Source organism: bacterium, assembly GCA_041649255.1.
Taxonomy (GTDB): Bacteria; Hydrothermota; UBA3073; order JACQXS01; family JAQTXJ01; genus JAQTXJ01.
In genome coordinates this window covers 1-18,860 of record JBAZNK010000024.1, presented here as the reverse complement: position 1 = coordinate 18,860, position 18,860 = coordinate 1, and the positions used below count along the sequence as shown (strand labels likewise).

The window sequence follows — 18,860 nt, the reverse complement described above, 5'->3', positions numbered from 1 at the left end:
TAAAAACACAGAGAAAAGATTAATGAAAAACTCTGTGTTCGGAGTTTACCCCGCATATGTACTCTGCGGGGTGGTTGGATTTTATTAAAGGAGGTGAGGGTAACAAAATATTAACATAAATTTTATTAGATTATTAAAAATAATCAAGACAAAAGGGAGGAAGTATGGGGAAAAAAATGGTAGGAATATTAGGTTTAATGGCAATAGTTTTTAGCTTTCCGCTTAATGCCGCAAGAACAAATTATTTCAAGTTTATCGTGAACGGAAGCGATACCGCGACTCAAATGACACAAGGCGTAGGAACTATGGCTTGGACGTGCGATTGCGGGTTAGGAGATACTTTATTTGCAGAACTATATCTTGATTTGAACGGAAATCATTCGATAGATGCAGGAGATAAATTATGGCCTATGGGGCAGTTATATGTTATAGATGGAGACGTAAGTTGGAGTCACGGACCTGGCGATTCAAGTGCGGTATTAGATGGAATATTCTATTGTGCTCTGCCTCCGGATTTTTCGCTTGCCCCTACTACTTACATAATGAGAATAACCAATCCGAAAGATGCAAGTACTGCTCAAGACTGGCTTAAAGTAAATTCGACCCCATCGCCGGCATTTACGATATCCGGCACTGTAAGCATAGAAGGCGTTGCCGCACCCAATTCTTTGTTAAAGGCAATATGGGTATGTACGAATATGGATCACGACCCGGCATGGTGGGCAACGTTGACGGATTCTACGGGACATTATACGCTAAATATGCCCGATACGGGAATATGGCATATAAACCCTATAGATAATATTAGTCCCTATACGAAGCCCAATCAAGCGTTAGTTCACCTGACAGGGAATACTGCGGGAATTGATTTTGAATACAAACAGCCGGAAGCTTTCGTATATGGCGATATAAAAGACGAAAGAGATTCGCTGGTTTTGAAAAGTTTCCACATATACTTAAGAACGGATAGCAGTTCCGTAAGCGAGATAGCTACTAATAACGGGCATTTTATTCTTGGCGCACCCGTAGGAAGTGGTTATAAGATTGAAATTAGCGACGAAGAAATATTTCCGGATTATCTTAGGCCTAACAACCAATCTTTTTCGCTTACAACAGGAGATAGTATTAAAAAGGATATTGTTCTTATTAAAACGGATACGGTAATATTTGGTATAATTACTGAAAATGGAGGCACTCCGTCACGAGTTTATGATATGCGAGCATCCAGAGATAGTTCAGGAATGGAGTGGAGTATAAGCAATTCTAGCAATTTTTCAGGGTTGTTTGAATTGCCTGTAAGCAGTAAGTATCTCTCTTATAATATAAGTATGAATACTTACGAAACTCCATTGCCGGACGGCTTTGGTTTTGAAACTCAAAATAATTGGAATGCTAATCCCGGCGACACGGTAAAAGTAAGATTGGTAAGCTACAAAGGTTCTGCGTCCGGAACTCTTACAGTAGACAATGGCGACCCGGTTCCCGATTTTTGGGAATTCACTGCAGAATTAAGAGATACCTCTTCTTGGGAAACAAAAGGACAAACCACAGTAGATTCTAATGGAACGTTTAAGATTTATGGCCCTCAAGGGGTATGGAATTTACAGGTTTATAGTCCTTCGAATAGATGGCTTATAAAACCATCTATGCAACGAGTCACGATAGATACGGTTAATGTTCCCGGTAATAACTTTTTCTTAAATTACGCGCACTGCATAGTTTCAGGGAATCTCCACGGACTGGTTTCTGTTCCACAAAATAATTTTTACGTCAATGCAAGCGAAGATAGCGGTTATAACACGATGAATAACGTTATAGACAGCACTTATTCAATTTATCTATGCGAAGGCGTATGGCAAATATCAGCCCCATGGGTAATGGAATGGGATAGTCTTTACTACCATCCGAACGATACTACGATTACAATAACGGATTTGGATAGCGCTAAGACATTAAATTTCATTTACTTGCTTGGAGTAGAAGAAAAAACAATGCCATTGCTTACAGCGCTTAATTCCATCTCTCCGAACCCATTTAACGGGAAAATCGCATTCAAATATTCTTGCGCATCGCCCTCAAAAGTCTCGATTGCCATTTATGATTTAACCGGTAGACTCGTAAAAAATCTTACAAATGAAAACCACAAATCAGGTTCTTATGTAGCACATTGGAACGGACAGGACAACTCCAATAAATCTCTTGCAAACGGAATTTACTTCTGTAAGTTTTCTGCGGGAAATACAAAAGCAATAAAGAAATTAATTCTGATAAAATAAAAAATTAATGGAGAAAAAGGGGCAGGAGTTATTCCTGTCCCTTTTCTTTTACGAACAACATCATTATAACTGCCACAACTGTCAACCCCAACGAACAATAAAAAGGCGTATGGATATTAATTTTATCCCACATCATTCCTGCCGCAAGCGAAGCCGGAAGTGCGCATAACCCTATAACCATCTGGAATCCCCCTAAAGTGCTGGCTCTGTATTCCACGGGAGCAAGCTCCGACACGAAAGTTTTTTGCACCGTATCTAAAGCAGCTTTGTGCAAACCGTATAAAACAAATGTCAAAATAATTGCAATACGACTATCGAAGAATATAAAATTCAGACAAACGAGTCCCCATAATATAAATGCCATTATCAATACGGATTTCCTACCGATTTTGTCCGAAAGTTTCCCGAAAAACAACGAGAAAATAGCGGCAATCCCGGAAAACACAAGATACAATACGGGCACAAACGCTGTCTTGCATCCACATTCTTCCGCGTATATCAGTAAAAAAGAATAACTAAAACTTCCAAGCGCAAAAAGAGAACTTAGAAAAAGAAATAATTTGAAATTTTTGTCTAAATCCCTAAAATTCAGACCTTTATATATTTTGATGTTTTCCGTTTTTGCGTCTTTTATAAAAAACAATACCAATAGCACGCCTATAATCGAAGGTATTGCTGCAAACAAAAACAAGTTTTTGTATCCTAAGAACTTAAATAGTAAAATACAAAATATCGTTCCGCATACGGCGCCAAGGTTATCCATTGTCCTTAGTAAACCGAAATTTCTCCCTCTGTTTTCTCTTATGGATATGTCTGCAATTATTGCATCTCTTGGAGCGGCTCTTATTTTGCCCGCCCTGTCTAAAATCCTGAATGGAATTAACCAATGCCATGTGGTCGTTAATGCATAACCGATTCGTGATAACGAACCACAAAGATACCCTAACCAGATAAATATTTTTCTTTTTCGTATCCTGTCGGAAATATAACCCGACACTGCCTGAGATATTGAAACGATGGCATCTCCCAGACCGTCTATAAGTCCGAGAACTGCCATATTTGCGCCTAAAACATTTCTTACAAATAGTGGCCAGATTGGATAAATTATATCCGAACCAAAATCATTCAAAAAAGAAACTATAGAAAATATTTTAATAGTTCGAGGAGTATTCTTTTTTTCCATAATGCATCAGTAGAAATTCTTTTTCAAAAAAGTCAATATTTTTTCATAAGTTTTTGTGTATAATACCCCATTCCATTTTTTTCAAAAAAAGTGATTGACAAAAAATAGAATTCAAAGCACTATATATAATGTTGTTTATCAATTTTTGGCATTAAAGTATAAAAGTATATGTCAATTGAAATGAAAAAGGGGGGAGTATGCGTAAATATATGAAGTTTGTTTTTGCGCTTCTGCTTTGTGGAAGTGTAGTATATGGAGCAGGAAGATGGACATTAACCGCAGGAAATCTTAACGTAGCAAGATCCGGAGCTACAAGTTCATCGCTTTCAGATGGAAGAGTTATGACATTTGGCGGTATGTCAAGTAATGCCAAGATAAGTTACGAAGTCTTTGACCCGTCTACGGGAAGATGGCAAGCAGCGGCACTCCCTGTTGCCGATAGTACTATGGGAGGAATTGACCATACCAACGCAATGTTATTGCCAAGCGGAGATGTTTTAGTTGAAAGCAATAAGGGATATCTATGGCTTTATAAACCAGATACAAAAACATGGGAAAACACATGGCAACATTGGCAAACATCTTTTGCAGGGTCATTGCAGGAATGTTGGAATTTAATGTATGACGGAAGAGTGCTTTTTGTTGACCATCCGGGTGGACCACCCTGTTATATTTATGAATGGAATGTAGATACTTTACGAAGGATTGCCAATAATATTGATGGCTCAAGTGGTTTATATGACCGTTTTTATTCGGCAGAAGTAAGATTGCCGGATGGAAAGGTAATGATGGTTGGTGGTTGGAGGCTTGACCAGCAAGTATATAGCTCTTGTGAAGTTTTTGACCCGATTTCGGAAACATTTAGTTATACAGGTTCTCTGTTGACCGGATTGGTTAAGCATGTAGCTGTTTTGTTAAGAACAACCCCTCAAAAAGTATTAACTGCAGGGGGCAACACGACAACATCACAGATCTTTGATGTAGCAACTCAAACATGGTCATATTCAGGGGCAACGCAAAATGTTTCTCCGAGAGTAATAGCGGACTTGACGCTGCTTCCGAATGGAAAAGCTTTGTTAATGGGAGGAAGTGGTTTGAATAGTTGTGAACTTTATAACCCCTTAACTGACCAATGGACAAATGCAGATCCCATGACAATAGAAAGATGGCATTTTGTAACTACAATTTTGCCTACCGGTAAAGTTCTTGCTCACGGAGAATATAATACGGGTGGTGACGTGAGAACCGAAATTTATGACCCTGCAGAAAATGCAGGCTGGACAACTCAAATGGCATTGAATGTTGCTCGTAGCGCAGCTACCACAACATTATTGCCAATAAAACATACTGCTAATTGCTCTACAAATATTCTTATCGTAGGCGGAGAAAATAGTGGCGGGACCGCATTAGCTTCCTGCGAATTATTTAATTATAAAGACAATACAACGGCTCTTACGGGGACATTGGGAACGCCAAGAACACATCATACGGCAAATTTGACACCTGACCCGGATGGCAAAGTTTTTGTCACCGGGGGGAAGAATGGAGCAACGGCTCTTAGTTCTTGCGAAATGTATAGCTTGTCTGGTGGAACTTGGGCACCTACGGCAAGTATGGGGACTCCAAGATTTGACCATACATCCACTTTGCTAAAAGATGGAACCATACTTGTAACCGGTGGAGAAAATACTGCTTATACAAATACTTGTGAAATATTTAACGGGACTGCTTGGACAGCTACTACAGGAACAATGGCAACAGCAAGAGCAAGACATACCGCAGTATTGTTACTTGATGGCAGAGTAATGGTAATTGGCGGAGAAACATCGGCAGGAAACCCAACCAATGCTTGTGAAATTTATGACCCGAGTACAGGAGTTTGGACTTCTGCAGGTAGTGCAGTTACAGCCCGTTCGTGGCATAGTGCTGTTTTATTGCAGAGCGGTAAAGTTCTTGTAATAGGTGGGAAAAATGCGAGTGGAACGGCATTGTCAAGTTGTGAAATTTACGATCCTACTTTAGCTACATGGAGTACAGGAGGCACATTAAATACTGCGCGTTATTTACATAGCGCTGCGATGACTTATGCAGGTCTCGTAATAGTATCCGGAGGAAATGGAGACTTAGCATCTTGTGAATTGTACGACCCGGCTACAAACGCATGGTCAAACACCGGAACTTTTGGCCCGGGGAGAAGTTGTCATTCAACGGTTCTTGTTCCATATACTAAACCTTTTGTGTATGCAATCGGGGGAACCAGCGGCAGCACTGCCCTCAGTTCCATAGACAGATTTGATTTTGGACTTGGATACGAATCCAACTGGCAATCAACTATAAACAGTCATTACTCGATAATACCTATATCTTCTACTATGAATATTAAAGGGTCACTTTTCAGGGACATAACAGAGGCAGATGGTGGAAATCATTGTCATACAGCAAGTACAGACCACCCAATCATATCACTCGTTCGTATTGGAGGTGGTAACTTCCAGAGTAACGGAGGCGGAGATATTATTACTATGCCTTTAAGTTCTTACTGGGATACCGCTAATACAACTGTGCACCCGAAAGTGTCAGATTTTGCAGGGTATTATAGACTGTGGTCAATAGTAAACGGTATCCCTTGCAAATGGTGGGCAGAATGTGCAGGAGTGGAAGAAAATACGGATAAAACTCTCAATGAAGATACGGATATTAAAGTATTCCCGATTCCGGCAACCACTTCAGGAATCAACTTCCAGTTAACCAAAAAAACGCTTAATCCCGTTAATCTATACATTTATGACCTTAGTGGCAGTCTTGTTAAGAGTATTTTATTTGCCACTCCCGGTACAGTTAATACGATTTGCTGGAACGGAAGAAATAATGATGGGAAAAAAGTGCAGACAGGTATCTATTTCTATTCTGTAAATGGAGAGGGGTTTGCACACAAAGGGAAATTCATAATAGTAAAATAATATATTTAAAATAGTAGATAAGAAGAGTTTATAACTATAACTGGGAAGCAGATTGTTGTAGTTTAATAAGAGCATTGAATATGGATGTTTATGCTCTGCTTTCTAGTAAAATTGTAATATGGCAATTGTGGGATGTGTTGTAGATAAATACAAAGAAGATAAGCTAAAGAATTGAGGTTCTTCATCTTAGTACCATCACTGATAATTGTAGAAAAACAAAACTTTCATTAATATAGAATAATAGGTAAAATTTAATTTTAAGGAGAGAAATATGTCTAAACTTTTGAAAAAGAGGCTTTCTAGAAGAATTAAATCAACAAAACGTTCTTCAATAAGAGAAGCACTTAGATTAACTGAGAACTTAGACATTATATCATTTGGGGGAGGTTTGCCTGATTCTGCCTTGTTCCCTACAAAAATAATAGAAAAAGCTACTATTTCTGTTCTCTCAACGGATAGCAAACGCATACTCCAATATGGTGCTTCCGAAGGCTATATGCCGTTAAAACAAGAACTTATTAAAAGATTAATTCAAAAAGAAAAAATAAAACTTACGGCAGAGGAACTTATCATAACAACGGGTTCGCAACAAGGGCTGGATATTGTAGCAAAAGTATTTTTAAATTGTGAGGATGTTGTGATAGTTGAAGAGCCTTCCTACCTTGGTGGATTGATGGCATTTAGGTCTTACGGAGCAAGATTTATTGGTATCCCCTGTGATGAGAATGGAATGCAGGTAGAAATAATAAATGACAAATTAAAAAATTTAGCTAAACACGAAATTAATAAAATAAAATTCGTTTATGTCGTTCCCGACTTTCAAAATCCGGGCGGAACAACGTTAACTCTTGAAAGACGAAAAAAATTAATTGAACTTGCAGAAAAATACGACTTCTTGATAGTTGAAGATACTCCTTACAAAGAATTAAGGTACTCAGGTAAAAATATTCCTTCTTTATTTTTGCTTGCTCCACGAGGTAGAGTTATTACACTTTGTACCTTCAGCAAACTATTATGCCCGGGTTTTAGACTTGGTTATGCTTTTTCAAGTAAAGATATTATTTTTCAGCTTGCAACAGGGAAACAAAGCACAGACCTTTGCACGCCACCATTTATCCAGGCAATACTTGCGAAGATACTTAAAGACAACGAATTGGACAAACATATACAAGGTCTGATTAGTGCCTACGATAAAAAACAAAAAGCTATGCTTAATAGTTTAAACAGGTATATATTACCTTTGAAAATATCAACTATAGAATGGACAAAGGTAGAAGGTGGATTGTTCTTATGGGTAACATTGCCAAAATACATAGATACTGAAAAAATGATAATAAAAGCAATAGAAAAAAAAGTAGCCTATGTGCCGGGAACAGATTTTTATCATGATGGCTCACTCAAAAACCGTATGAGATTAAATTTTTCATCGTCCACTATTGAGCAAATAGATATGGGCATAAAAAGACTTGCTGAAGTTATAAAATCGGAAAAGCGACGATTTGAAAATTTAGCGAAATAATTTTAAAAATTAGAACAAAGTTTTTCATGTCAGGTGAAAAATATATAATGATTTAATTATTAAAAATGTTAAAAGAGATTTTCCGAAAACACAGAAAAACAAACAAATGATTAATTTAATTTTTATAATTTTATTAAACAGCACGCCGCAGAGATATATTGAACTTCACGAATTTAACCGTGCTATCCCTATGATCACTGATTCGCAAAAACTCGGGGCTTTATATCTTAGAATGCATAATTATGCAAAAGCGTTGCCGTTAGTTAAAGAACCATTTCAAATTGCTTATATCTATGAACGCAAGGGAGAATTAGATTCAGCTATTAAATATTATAAAAAAGCTGATTCTCTTTTGATGCCTCATTCTCTTTTCAAGATTGCCTATTGTCTTTTAGAGATGAAAAGATATAGCGATGCGTTAAGTTATTTGAATAAGATAGTAACGGATTATCCCGATTTTGTATATATCAGAACCGCATACAAAGGGCTTTCTGATTGTTATTCGGCGCTCGGGAATTATGCGACCGCAATATCCGTTATAGAAAAAGGATTCGTTCCCCCACTTTCCTGGTATTATGTTGCAGTTCTTAAAGAACGTTCAAAACAAAGCGCTAAAGACCTATGGTTAAGACTGGCAACTGATTATCCTCAATCAGAATATGCAAAGTATTGTCTTGATAGAATACCCGATGACAGCTTAAGATTAAAAGGCCGGATAAATTATTTTGCCAAAGATTACGAAAAGGCAATTTCCTGTCTTGGAGATATAAAAGGGGAAGAAGAATTCGTAGCCCATAGTTTATTCAATAAAAAACTTTACGATAGGGCAGAAATTCTTGCCAGAGATAAGGGTTTATGGAAGATAGCGGGTGACTGCGAAAGAAAATTGGGCAACCTGGAACTTGCATTAAGATATTACCAGCAATCCTCGGATTCGGAAGCTATATTCTGGAATGCTTATTGCTTGCATCAACTTGGGAGAAAAGAAGAAGCGATGCTTAAGTATAAAGACGTTCCACAATGGAGCGATAATTCGGAAGTTGCTGACCTCAGAGCAATTGTGCTTGCTACGGAACTTAAACGTTTTGATGTTGGCTTTGAGGCCTGTAAAAACATATCTGCGCCGACGTCATATTACTGGACTTATAAGTTGTATGAGTTGCAAGGGAAAAAAGATTCGGCAAAAATCTATTTAACGAAAGTAATTAAAGAATATCCTTTTTCTTATTATGCATGGCTTCTAAATGAACGCAATTTATCTCCTTTCCGGGAAAAAACATCCGTAAGTTTATTGGAATGCGAACCGTTGCAGTGGATTAATCAATGGGCAAAAACTCCTTATACTGTTAAAGGGAACGAACAGGTTAGTTTCAGAAGGGGAGAACTTTTATTGAAATTAGGGATTACTAAAGAAGGAATAGATGAGGTAAGGGCTATTAATAATGAGCATCCTCTTTTCTATTGGAAAATAGCAAAATTGTTTTATCATTATGGAATAAACGACCTTGCAATAGTGTATGCCAAGAAAATTAATTTCCCGGGTGCGATACCAAGGAAATTTGCAGAAGTCCTTTACCCTGTATGCTTTTTGCCTACTATTGATGAGTTGCCCCATGAACTGGATGAATTTCTGCTTCTTGCTATTATGAGGGAAGAAAGTCAGTTTAACCCGGCTGCATTATCCTGCTCGAATGCTATGGGGTTGACACAGGTTATTCCCAAAACGGCAAAACATATTGCGCGAGAATTGGGAGTCAGCCATTACAATATGTTTGACCCACCTACAAGTATAAGGTTTGGCGCTCATTATATAAATAAAATGAAAGAACTTTTACATAACAAAGAAGAGTTCGCCCTAGCAGCATATAACGGAGGGCCGGATAATGTTAGAGACTGGATAACTTCTACGGATACGTCAAAAATAGATTGCTGGGTTGAACAGATTCCCTTTGACCAGACGAGAAGATACGTAAAAAGAGTTATTGGTAATTATTGTGCTTACGAACAAATATACGGTGAATGAAAAGAGTAGTTATTTTACTTTTAGATGGCGTTGGTTGTGGCGCATTACCTGATGCGATAAAATACGGCGACGAAAACTCCAATACGCTTGGCAATCTTGCCAATCAATTAGGCGAACTAGATTTGCCGGTGCTTCAATCACTCGGACTCGGTAACATAATATCCATAAAAGGCGTTCCTCTGTTGGATTCTCCCTTAGCGTCTTACGGTAAAGCAATGGAACTTTCCGCAGGAAAAGATTCCACGATAGGACACTGGGAATTGATGGGAGTTGTTACGTCAAAACCGTTTCCTGTATTTCTTGATGGTTTCCCTGAAGCTATGTTGAAAAAATTTAGTTCTGCCATTCCACAGGGCAATGTGCTTGGTGGTGAAGCTGCTTCCGGGACGGAAATCATTGCCCGGTTAGGAGATGAACATATAAAAACGGGATATCCGATAGTCTATACTTCGGCTGATTCGGTATTTCAAATTGCTGCGCATAAATCCGTGATTCCTCTCGATGAGTTATATAGGCTTTGTGAAATTGCAAGAGAAATGTTTCCGGATATAGCAAGAATAATTGCCCGTCCCTTTATCGGTGAATCAGGCGCATTTAAAAGAGTGCCGGAAAGAAGAGACTATTCGTTGCCTCCACCGGGGATAACTTTATTGGATTTGCTAAAAGAAAAGAATTTTGAAGTTACTACGATAGGTAAAGTAAATTATTTATTTACAGATAGAGGGATAACGGAAAGCATTAACACAAAAGACAATTTTGATGTTGCGGACAAGACAATGAAAACCCTTGCCAGCAAAACTGCTGATGGGATTATTTTTGCTAATTTTTTAGATTTTGATATGTTGTGGGGACATAGAAATGATGTAGCAAATTTTGCAAAAGGACTTGAATATTTTGACGAATGGTTGAAAGGGTTCTTAAATAAATTAGATAAAAACGATATACTTTTTATAACTGCAGACCATGGGAACGACCCGACTACGTCTTCTACCGACCACTCAAGGGAATATATTCCTATTTTAGTTTACGGGGATAAAATTGCTAAAGGGAAATATATAGGGGTAAGACAAACTTTTGCAGATGTCGGCGCCACAATCGGTGAACATTTTGGAATAAAACTTCCCCAGGGAAAAAGTTTCCTGTCAGATGTATTGTAACTCAAGCTTCCAGCTTGAGCCCCTTTGTTTTTGGGTGTAGGGACTTGATTCCTGACTGCCGTTAGACACGCTATCAAGACCATTTTGTTTGTTGTCTTCGGCCGTAGCGCGACCTTTTAAGGTCGCTTCTTTTCTTATTAGGGGAAAAAATAATCTTTCTGTTATCTGCGGTAATCTGCATGAGAATCTTTTTTTATCCGTTTATTTGTTTCTCTATATCCTAGTATTTCTTTCTGTTTTTATCCTGATAACCTGCGGGCATCTGCGTCCAAAGCCTTTCTTTTCCTTTGTGGTTGGTTTTAGGGATATCAAACTCTTGGAAAAGTTTTTATTATCATTTCGAGTCCCATTAAAATTAATGCAAGCCAGAAAAACCAATTCCTGATTAAAACATAATTTTTAGATAAGTCTATAGCACTTGAAGGCGAGGCAAATTCATTGCTTATATTAACTGCAAAAAACATTGCATCTTTTACGCCCACCCCCTGTAGTTCATAAATGCCGGGCACCTCTGTCGGTAGACTTACATATATGCCATCTGATTCTATAACAGAATTAAGCCTGTAATCTTTATTCTGGCCGTCTGAGATGCAGTTGCATAAATAAGTTCCTGATTTTTCTACTTTAAGGCTCGCTTTCTCCCCTACTATAAAATTATGTTTTTGGATTTGTTTGCCTGCTATCCAGTATACTATACGTTGCATAAACAGGACAAAAGAAGGGGAAATAATAAAATCATCCGAGAATTGGTTTAATGGAAAAGCAAGCCACAAATTGCGGTTTTCTAATTCTACAATTGCAGGAGAATTATTAGAAAATCTTGCAAGTATTTGTGAGCTACGTAATAAATTACTGTCCAGTTGTGCGACTCTTGTAAATCTGGCTTGTTTAAGTTCAATAAGAATATCTTTATCGTCAAATATAGGATGCATTTCTGTTAAATTAGTTAATCTAAGAAACCCTGATTTTACCGTAGGCGCATCTGACGGCGCAAAAATAGTATGCGGTGTCTGGGGTATGGAATTTCCATTGAATATAATAACATCATAGTTATTTGCATCGGCGTTATTCGATAAAATTGAACTTATATTTTTCAAGCTGGAAGCTTGAGTTACATTTATGCTTAAAGTAATTTTTGAGTTTCCTCCCGGTGGCGCAAGCGCATTTTCTATGAAAAATGAATTCAAAGTATCTCCTGTGATAAGGACTTTAAGTGGAGGCATAGACGGAACTACAAAATATTTTATATTATCTATATCCAGAGCATCGGATTCTATTTGCAGGGAGCCATATTTTGCCTTTTCCGATAAAGGGAATAAAGTTATTGTATTTGAATTTGCAGGGATAGAAACTTTTGCCGACAGTGTCGTTTCTTTGGTAAACAAAGTAATGATTTTTTCTGCGGATTTGGAAGTGTGATTTGTTATTTTTACAAACAATTTTGAATTTTCGATTAGTAAAGAATCTATAGAGAAATTATCGTCCCTGCCGTCAATTTCTATAAGTTTAACGTTTGGCAGTTTGGATATTTTCCCTAATTTTGTGATTATGTAATCCGGGTATTCTCGAGTCGTATCCGTTTTGGATTGGAACGCAAATCTTTGGAACTTAGCGGAAGGAGTCGCCTTAGGATATTCGTTGTATTTAGTCCCGGAGGCGAACACTAATTTTGCTCCTTTGATTTTATGCGCTTCTTTTAGCCCGAGTTCAAAAATCGTGGATTTGCCGTTTTTTGTTAACATATCATAAGAATCGTCAAGCAGGACTATGTTTTGTTTTTTATTCAGAGTAGGGTTTGCAAAGCCAAGAATAATAAACAAAAGGATTAGCGTGCGTAAAATTAGCAGTAATATGTCTTTTGGTTTTTTAAAAGATTGTTTTCCTTGTTCTGATTGCCGGAAAAACATAGTGCTTGAAAACAATACGCGGCGGGTGGTTTTCTTGTGCCATAAATGAATGAGAAAAGGGATCGGCAAAGTAAACAACCAGAAAAGAAAATTAGGTGTAAGAAAATTCATTTTTGTTTATGTTTCGCAAGATAATATATAAGAGCATTTTCGAGTGGCTCGGAAGTTCGAATTAATAAATAATCAACGTTACGGGAACGAAAAGTTTTTTTATATAAATCTATGCATTTATTAAGTTCTTTTTCGTATGAGGATTTTAGAGTTGGCGTAACGGAAATTTCAGCCTCCGTTTCAATGTCTTTCAATATTATTGATTCGTTGATTTTAAGTTTATATTCAGAATCGTCAAGTATGTGAAATATGATTACTTCGTTCCCTCTTGCGCTTATGTTTTTTACTGCTTTAACAATATCTGCTGTGGGAATAAGTAAATCCGATAAAATAATTATAAGACTTCTTTTTTTTATCTGTGCTAACAGGGTGTCAATGTTGGATACGATTTTAGTGTTGTTGGAAGGTTTACTTTCATCCAATATTTTCATTAACCGCGCCAGGTGTGATTTTGTTGTGGCAGGCGGTTGGAACACGGAAAGTTTCTCGTCGAAAATTGCAAGTCCTACGGCGTCTTTTTGTTTCATAAATAGCCACGAGAGGGAAGCTGCGAGATAACTTGCGTATTCGAATTTTGATAAAGTAGTTGAAGTATATTTCATAGAAGCGCTGCCATCCAATACTATATATACGTTGAGATTAGATTCTTCTTCAAATTGTTTCGTATAGAATTTATTGCTTCGCGCATACACTTTCCAGTCAATCCGTTTTAGTTCATCTCCTGCCTGATAGTTTCGGTGGTCTTTGAATTCGGTTGAAAACCCGTGATAAGGGCTGCGGTGAATACCGATTAATGCCCCTTCAACTATAATACGTGCGCGAAGTTCCATTGTTTTAAGTTTCGAAAGAACTGCAGGATCAAGATAGGTATGCATTTATATATATCGACTTTATTTGTATCATACTAATTTTCGTTACCACCTAAACTCTTTATACTCTCTATATTTTTTCTCCTCTGTGCCCGGTCCCGCTTTGGCGGGACGGTTTATTTTCTGTTCTTTTTTAATTTTGATATTTCCAGCAAAGCTGGATAATTTGGTCTAATCCCACCAAGGTGGGAAAGTCCAACTAATAATTTTTGATTTTTAATTTCCATTGTATCCTACCAGTATTCTTTTTCCTGTTCTACTGTCGTAGATTGCCCGTGTCCCGGGTATATAATCGTATTTAAAGGCAATACCAGAATTTTATCTTTTATGCTTTTTTTAATGTCTTTTTCGTTTCCCCCGAAATCCGTTCTTCCGTATCCGCCCTCCGGGAAAATAGTATCTCCGGCAATTAATATTGGCGGGTTAGCAGAAGGGATAAAGAAACAGCAACCGCCGGTTGTATGTCCGGGGGTATGTATAACTTGGAGCCCGGTAAGAACGTCTCCGTCATTAAATAAAAAATCAACGCATTCTGCTTTATCAAGCGTATGAGAACCGCATTTTATTTTTAGTTTGTTTTTTAAGGGGATAACGGCGCCGGTATGGTCCCAGTGATTATGAGTCAGTAAAATATATTTAATTTCAGAAATATTGTTTTTTTTCAACTCGGATAAAATCTTTTCCGGTTCAGCGCCCGGATCAATAATTATGTTACAATTGTTAATACTAATTATATATACGTTTGTTTGCAACATTCCAACTTCCAGTTGTACGATTTTCATATTTTACCTCTCTCACTAATTTACTGAAATGTCAGAATTTATTTTGCAGCGTATCGCATACTTTTTTACCCGCAAGTCTAAATAACATAGTTTTTCTTTGTTTTTTGTCAATCAAAAAAGGTTGACAGAGTTTTATAGAAGTTATAGGATAAAACTAGTCTTTAAGAATGAATATAATACTTTTATTAACGGTGTTATCCAACCAACCGATATCATTTGCGGCAAATAATCTTCCATTGATATTGAGTCTAAATACCTTAAGTACGAATACTTCGGGAAACATTAATCCCATATTAATCCCTGAAGATTCTCTGAAAAAAAAATCGTTTTTTAAATATGAATACTTGCAGGAACTTACAGCTGCTTACGTTTTTGGTTCACTTGGTTATTACACTGCAGCTTTAATCGGTTACGAAAAATGGGATACTAATGGCGTTGCTATTCCCGGGTATGCTTTTTATGGGCTTTGTGCTTCTTTAGGTACATGGTGGGTAGGAAATAAATGTTCAAAGGGCAGTTTTTGGAATACATTAGCGGGTTGTGTTTTATTGCCTTCAGCTATAGCCGTCTTAAATAAATATGCAATAAAATCCTCGGCAGTAGGAGACATTGTTGTCTTTTGTTCCGTCCCGGTCGGTGCATTCTTAGGATTTAATAAATTTTTCTTAAAATAATTATACATAAGGAGCGTGATATGCATAAACTTATATTTGCAGCAGTTTTAACGGCATATTGTTTTCTATCAACGGCAACAATAAAAGCCGAAACTACGACTAAAAAAGCAAATAAACACTGGACTATACTTGTCTTTTTGAACGGGGATAACGACTTGGAAGGTGCGGCAATGGGGGATATGAACGAAATGGAAAGAGCCGTTGACACCTCTAAATATAATGTAATAGTTGAATTCGATAGGTCGCCGTTTGGTGATGTCTCCAACGGCAATTGGTCGGATACAAGGACTTTTTATGTAACTCCTGACCCAAGCGTAGATAAAATTATTCGTTCAACCATTATAGATTCCGGATTCGAGGCCAATATGGGCGACCCAAATGCGTTAATTGATTTTGTAAAAAAAGGAATACAGGATTATCCTGCAGATAATTATATGCTTGTTGTCTGGGATCACGGAAACGGTTGGTTGAAAAAACAAAACCGTCTCCCCTTAAAAGGTATAAGTTACGATGAAACAAGCAATCGTGAAATGGGTGTAGCAAACGGTGAATACGCTTATGCTATAGATAGTATAAGCGCTTTGCTTGGAAAAAGATTGGATGTTTTTGCAAATGATGCCTGTTTAATGGGGATGCAGGAAGTGGCTTATGAAGTAAAAGACAATGTAAGTTGTCTTATTTCTTCGGAATTAAGCATCGCTTACGACGGCTATCCGTATGATGACATATTGAATTGGTTAAATGTTAATCAAAATGCAACTCCCGAAGAATTATCAAACGCAATAGTTGATAAATATACGATTTCATACAATGGCGGTTCCCAGGGAACCCAGGATGCAACCTTGTCCGCTCTTAAATTAGATAATGAATTTTTACATTTGTCTCATTGCATTGATGCTTTTGCAGTAGAGCTTATTAAGATAAAGGGGAGAAATAATACGAACATTGAAACCGCATATACTGAAACCCAATGTTTTGATAACAGTTGGGTATACTCTTATGATATTTATGACTTCGCTTATAACATTAAACAAAACGTAAATATTTCCGACAGTATTAAAAGTTGGGCGGATTCAGTTATGCTGGCAATAGATTCCGTTGTAATAAACGAAGGACATTGTTCAACTCCACCGGCTTTGTTGGAAGGTTCTCACGGGATAGCCATTTATTATCCGGTTGGGTTTAACATAGATACTACGTATAAAAATCTTACTCTCTCTAAGGATTTGCCTAACTGGATGAACTTCATAAAGGGTGATACTCTTGGGATAGAAGAAATATCAAATATCAAATATCAATCCGCCTCAGGCGGATCAAAATTGGAAATAATAAAAAATAAGATTTGTTTGTCCGTTCCAAATAACTATTATACGAATACACGAATAACTATCTATGACCTCTGCGGAAGGACGAAAGAGATTGTTTATAGCGGTGTTCTAAGCAAAGGAGATTACGTCTTTACGCCGAAGATAAAAAAGAGCGGAATATATTTCGTGAGATTGAAAACAAATTCTGGTTTCTATACCCAAAAACTTATTATAACAAGATGAATATTGATTGTTGCCTTTAGTTTAAGTTGCATCAATCCCTATAGATTCCAATTCTTTGTTGACAAAAATAGGATTACATAATAGTATGGAAAAATTATTATAGGAGGTGATACTGTAAAAAAGACTTTGGTAGTAGTTGTAGAATAGTTATTAACAAAAGAATTTGTAAGGAGGAAAGATGAAGAAGTTTCTAAGCGGAGTTTTAGTATGTTTGCTTGCAGGTAATCTGTTGGCAAAAGATGCAAATGTCAGTAATGTTAGCGCAGTGAAAGGCGAGACATTCATTAAAAGTACAGTAAGCACAGTTAGTAACGTTAGCAATGATTCAAAAGTCGGAACTGCAACAAGAGAAACAAGTAATGAAAATCTTGTCGTTCAAAACAGCAAAATGGTTACGTTAAGGGAAATAAATTACCAGGGTTGGGTTGGAAATACAAGCGACACTGTTGGAATTACGGACACGCTTGCAATGTCTTTCAGAATATATGATGCGAGCACAAGCGGTACTTTGTTATGGAGTGACACTTATACCGGAGTAGAAATAATCAGGGGTGTATTCAATGTGTTGTTAGGAAGTGATACCACTTTACCACTGAACATTTTTACGGGAGCCCCTTTATGGTTAGAAACCCAGATAGAAAGTGATATACTTAGCCCGAGAAAGAAAATGGTAACCGTAGGCAGCGCAATATATGCGGATAATGCAAATTATGCAGCTTATGCAGGGATTGCTCTTGCTACGGGCGATACCATATGGGTTGAATCGGGGAACTATATTTATCCTAAAAAAGTAAGTGATTTTACTATTTATACAGGAACTTCTACTTCTACAATAGGACTTTGCTATGTGGCAGATGTTAATACACGAGCCATTACCAACTGGAACAATGAAAACACTCAATCACTGCTTAATTATAAAGAGGCATCCGGAAATAGATATGCAGGAAGATTTATAACTAATGGGGACTCAAGCGCAACTGACTATGGAATATATGCAAAAAGTGGCGGTGAATACGCAGGTTATTTCGATGGAAATGTCAATGTAACAGGCGATTTCAGAGCTGCAAATCTTCCGGGAGTGGTAAGCGTTAATGATAATAGATATATTACTCTGGCAAGCACAGATTCTGTCGTTGATTCATTAGTTGTTAATGCCCCTGATTCCGGAGTTGTAGTAGTAACTTTAAACGGGACGTTAAATTTTAATCATACTAATGGGACAAAAGATGTGGTACGCGCTTCTATATCAAAAACTCATTTAATAAATTATGATAATATGTCTTTTACCTCTATATCGTCTGATAATGAAACTGCAGATAATTATCTTTCTTATACAACAACGCTTACAGAAAAAGTAACGGCAGGCCCGCATACTTATTACGCAGCATTTGATGCGTTTTCCGGGCATGCAGAAATTATACGATATTACCTTACGGCAACTTACTATCCTAAGGCTTATGGCACGATAACAAAATCACTTAAAAGCAAAAGAAGTCAGAATAATACAGTGGGACCGGATCCTTATAAATAACAATGGAACTTATGAAAGACTTTACTCTAACTCTAATAAGGAAACCTGTATTAAACTTTAAAATGAATAGTTTAAGAAATGATAAATAAAAGGGAGGATAGAATGAAATATATTTTAACATCACTCCTTTTTGCGAGTTTGGTATTTGGCGCTCCTCAATACGTGATGACGAAGTCCGTATTGTGCGGCGGTGGGAATAGTTCGTCTTCTACTAGTTATGTCCTTAAGGATGCAATCGGGCAGCCTGTAATCGGGCAGTCCGGTTCTTTAAATCGTATTGAACAGGCCGGGTTTTATAACTATATTGGCGAACATATG

Annotated in this window: 13 protein-coding genes; 9 read left to right on the top strand and 4 right to left on the bottom strand. The window is 37.3% G+C overall.

All coding sequences use genetic code 11. From position 1 onward, the window contains the following. Positions 1-164: 164 nt before the first annotated feature. A complete protein-coding gene (locus tag WC614_12945; protein ID MFA5033907.1) occupies positions 165-2,276 on the top strand; it encodes a T9SS type A sorting domain-containing protein in 2,112 nt (703 codons plus the stop codon). 28 nt (positions 2,277-2,304) lie between these two features. Here WC614_12945 and WC614_12940 read toward each other — a convergent pair whose 3' ends face one another. After that, the gene (locus WC614_12940) at positions 2,305-3,459 is read right to left on the bottom strand and encodes an MFS transporter (protein ID MFA5033906.1); all 1,155 of its coding nucleotides are present in this window, start codon (positions 3,457-3,459) and stop codon (positions 2,305-2,307) included. Between the two features lie 197 nt (positions 3,460-3,656). On the opposite strand from WC614_12940, the gene WC614_12935 reads away from it, so the two are divergent. The 4 genes from WC614_12935 (at position 3,657) to WC614_12920 (ending at position 11,118) form a co-directional block, all read left to right on the top strand. Beyond that, on the top strand, positions 3,657-6,419 hold the full coding sequence (locus tag WC614_12935; protein ID MFA5033905.1) for a kelch repeat-containing protein: 2,763 nt from the start codon (positions 3,657-3,659) through the stop codon (positions 6,417-6,419). Between the two features lie 271 nt (positions 6,420-6,690). Further along, positions 6,691-7,938, top strand: a complete 1,248-nt coding sequence (locus WC614_12930) for a PLP-dependent aminotransferase family protein (protein ID MFA5033904.1) — start codon at positions 6,691-6,693, stop codon at positions 7,936-7,938. A 106-nt stretch (positions 7,939-8,044) separates the two neighbouring features. Further along, positions 8,045-9,961 carry a transglycosylase SLT domain-containing protein gene (locus tag WC614_12925; protein MFA5033903.1) on the top strand — a complete coding sequence of 639 codons (1,917 nt, stop codon included), beginning with the start codon at positions 8,045-8,047 and terminating at the stop codon, positions 9,959-9,961. After that, positions 9,958-11,118: a phosphopentomutase gene (locus WC614_12920; protein MFA5033902.1), complete on the top strand. Its 1,161-nt coding sequence runs from the start codon at positions 9,958-9,960 to the stop codon at positions 11,116-11,118. The genes WC614_12925 and WC614_12920 overlap by 4 nt, the downstream gene beginning before the upstream one ends. A gap of 308 nt (positions 11,119-11,426) precedes the next feature. On the opposite strand, the gene WC614_12915 is transcribed toward WC614_12920, so the two are convergent. The 3 genes from WC614_12915 to WC614_12905 all read right to left on the bottom strand — a co-directional run bounded on the left by WC614_12915 (position 11,427) and on the right by WC614_12905 (position 14,787). Further along, on the bottom strand, positions 11,427-13,136 hold the full coding sequence (locus tag WC614_12915) for a BatA domain-containing protein (GenBank protein MFA5033901.1): 1,710 nt from the start codon (positions 13,134-13,136) through the stop codon (positions 11,427-11,429). Then, entirely contained in the window at positions 13,133-14,011 is an 879-nt protein-coding gene (locus WC614_12910; protein ID MFA5033900.1) for a DUF58 domain-containing protein, read from the bottom strand. The genes WC614_12915 and WC614_12910 overlap by 4 nt, the downstream gene beginning before the upstream one ends. Positions 14,012-14,238: 227 nt before the next feature. Then, positions 14,239-14,787 (bottom strand): MBL fold metallo-hydrolase, encoded by a 549-nt coding sequence (locus WC614_12905; protein ID MFA5033899.1) that lies wholly within the window; start codon positions 14,785-14,787, stop codon positions 14,239-14,241. A gap of 167 nt (positions 14,788-14,954) precedes the next feature. Here WC614_12905 and WC614_12900 point away from each other — a divergent pair, with 167 nt between their 5' ends. The 4 genes from WC614_12900 to WC614_12885 all read left to right on the top strand — a co-directional run. After that, on the top strand, positions 14,955-15,461 hold the full coding sequence (locus WC614_12900; protein MFA5033898.1) for a hypothetical protein: 507 nt from the start codon (positions 14,955-14,957) through the stop codon (positions 15,459-15,461). A 20-nt stretch (positions 15,462-15,481) separates the two neighbouring features. Continuing rightward, positions 15,482-17,011 carry a clostripain-related cysteine peptidase gene (locus tag WC614_12895; protein ID MFA5033897.1) on the top strand — a complete coding sequence of 510 codons (1,530 nt, stop codon included), beginning with the start codon at positions 15,482-15,484 and terminating at the stop codon, positions 17,009-17,011. A 178-nt stretch (positions 17,012-17,189) separates the two neighbouring features. Then, positions 17,190-18,542 carry a hypothetical protein gene (locus WC614_12890; protein ID MFA5033896.1) on the top strand — a complete coding sequence of 451 codons (1,353 nt, stop codon included), beginning with the start codon at positions 17,190-17,192 and terminating at the stop codon, positions 18,540-18,542. 102 nt (positions 18,543-18,644) lie between these two features. Further along, on the top strand, positions 18,645-18,860 hold a 216-nt coding region (locus WC614_12885), incomplete at its 3' end, for a hypothetical protein (protein ID MFA5033895.1).

Excerpts from the sequence above, each read along its gene's own strand:
- WC614_12945 (MFA5033907.1), top strand. The coding sequence starts at position 165 with ATGGGGAAAAAAATGGTAGGAATATTAGGTTTAATGGCAATAGTTTTT.
- WC614_12935 (MFA5033905.1), top strand. The coding sequence starts at position 3,657 with ATGCGTAAATATATGAAGTTTGTTTTTGCGCTTCTGCTTTGTGGAAGT.
- WC614_12930 (MFA5033904.1), top strand. The coding sequence starts at position 6,691 with ATGTCTAAACTTTTGAAAAAGAGGCTTTCTAGAAGAATTAAATCAACA.
- WC614_12905 (MFA5033899.1), bottom strand. The coding sequence starts at position 14,787 with ATGAAAATCGTACAACTGGAAGTTGGAATGTTGCAAACAAACGTATAT.
- WC614_12895 (MFA5033897.1), top strand. The coding sequence starts at position 15,482 with ATGCATAAACTTATATTTGCAGCAGTTTTAACGGCATATTGTTTTCTA.
- WC614_12900 (MFA5033898.1), top strand. The coding sequence starts at position 14,955 with ATGAATATAATACTTTTATTAACGGTGTTATCCAACCAACCGATATCA.
- WC614_12925 (MFA5033903.1), top strand. The coding sequence starts at position 8,045 with ATGATTAATTTAATTTTTATAATTTTATTAAACAGCACGCCGCAGAGA.
- WC614_12940 (MFA5033906.1), bottom strand. The coding sequence starts at position 3,459 with ATGGAAAAAAAGAATACTCCTCGAACTATTAAAATATTTTCTATAGTT.
- WC614_12890 (MFA5033896.1), top strand. The coding sequence starts at position 17,190 with ATGAAGAAGTTTCTAAGCGGAGTTTTAGTATGTTTGCTTGCAGGTAAT.
- WC614_12910 (MFA5033900.1), bottom strand. The coding sequence starts at position 14,011 with ATGCATACCTATCTTGATCCTGCAGTTCTTTCGAAACTTAAAACAATG.
- WC614_12920 (MFA5033902.1), top strand. The coding sequence starts at position 9,958 with ATGAAAAGAGTAGTTATTTTACTTTTAGATGGCGTTGGTTGTGGCGCA.
- WC614_12915 (MFA5033901.1), bottom strand. The coding sequence starts at position 13,136 with ATGAATTTTCTTACACCTAATTTTCTTTTCTGGTTGTTTACTTTGCCG.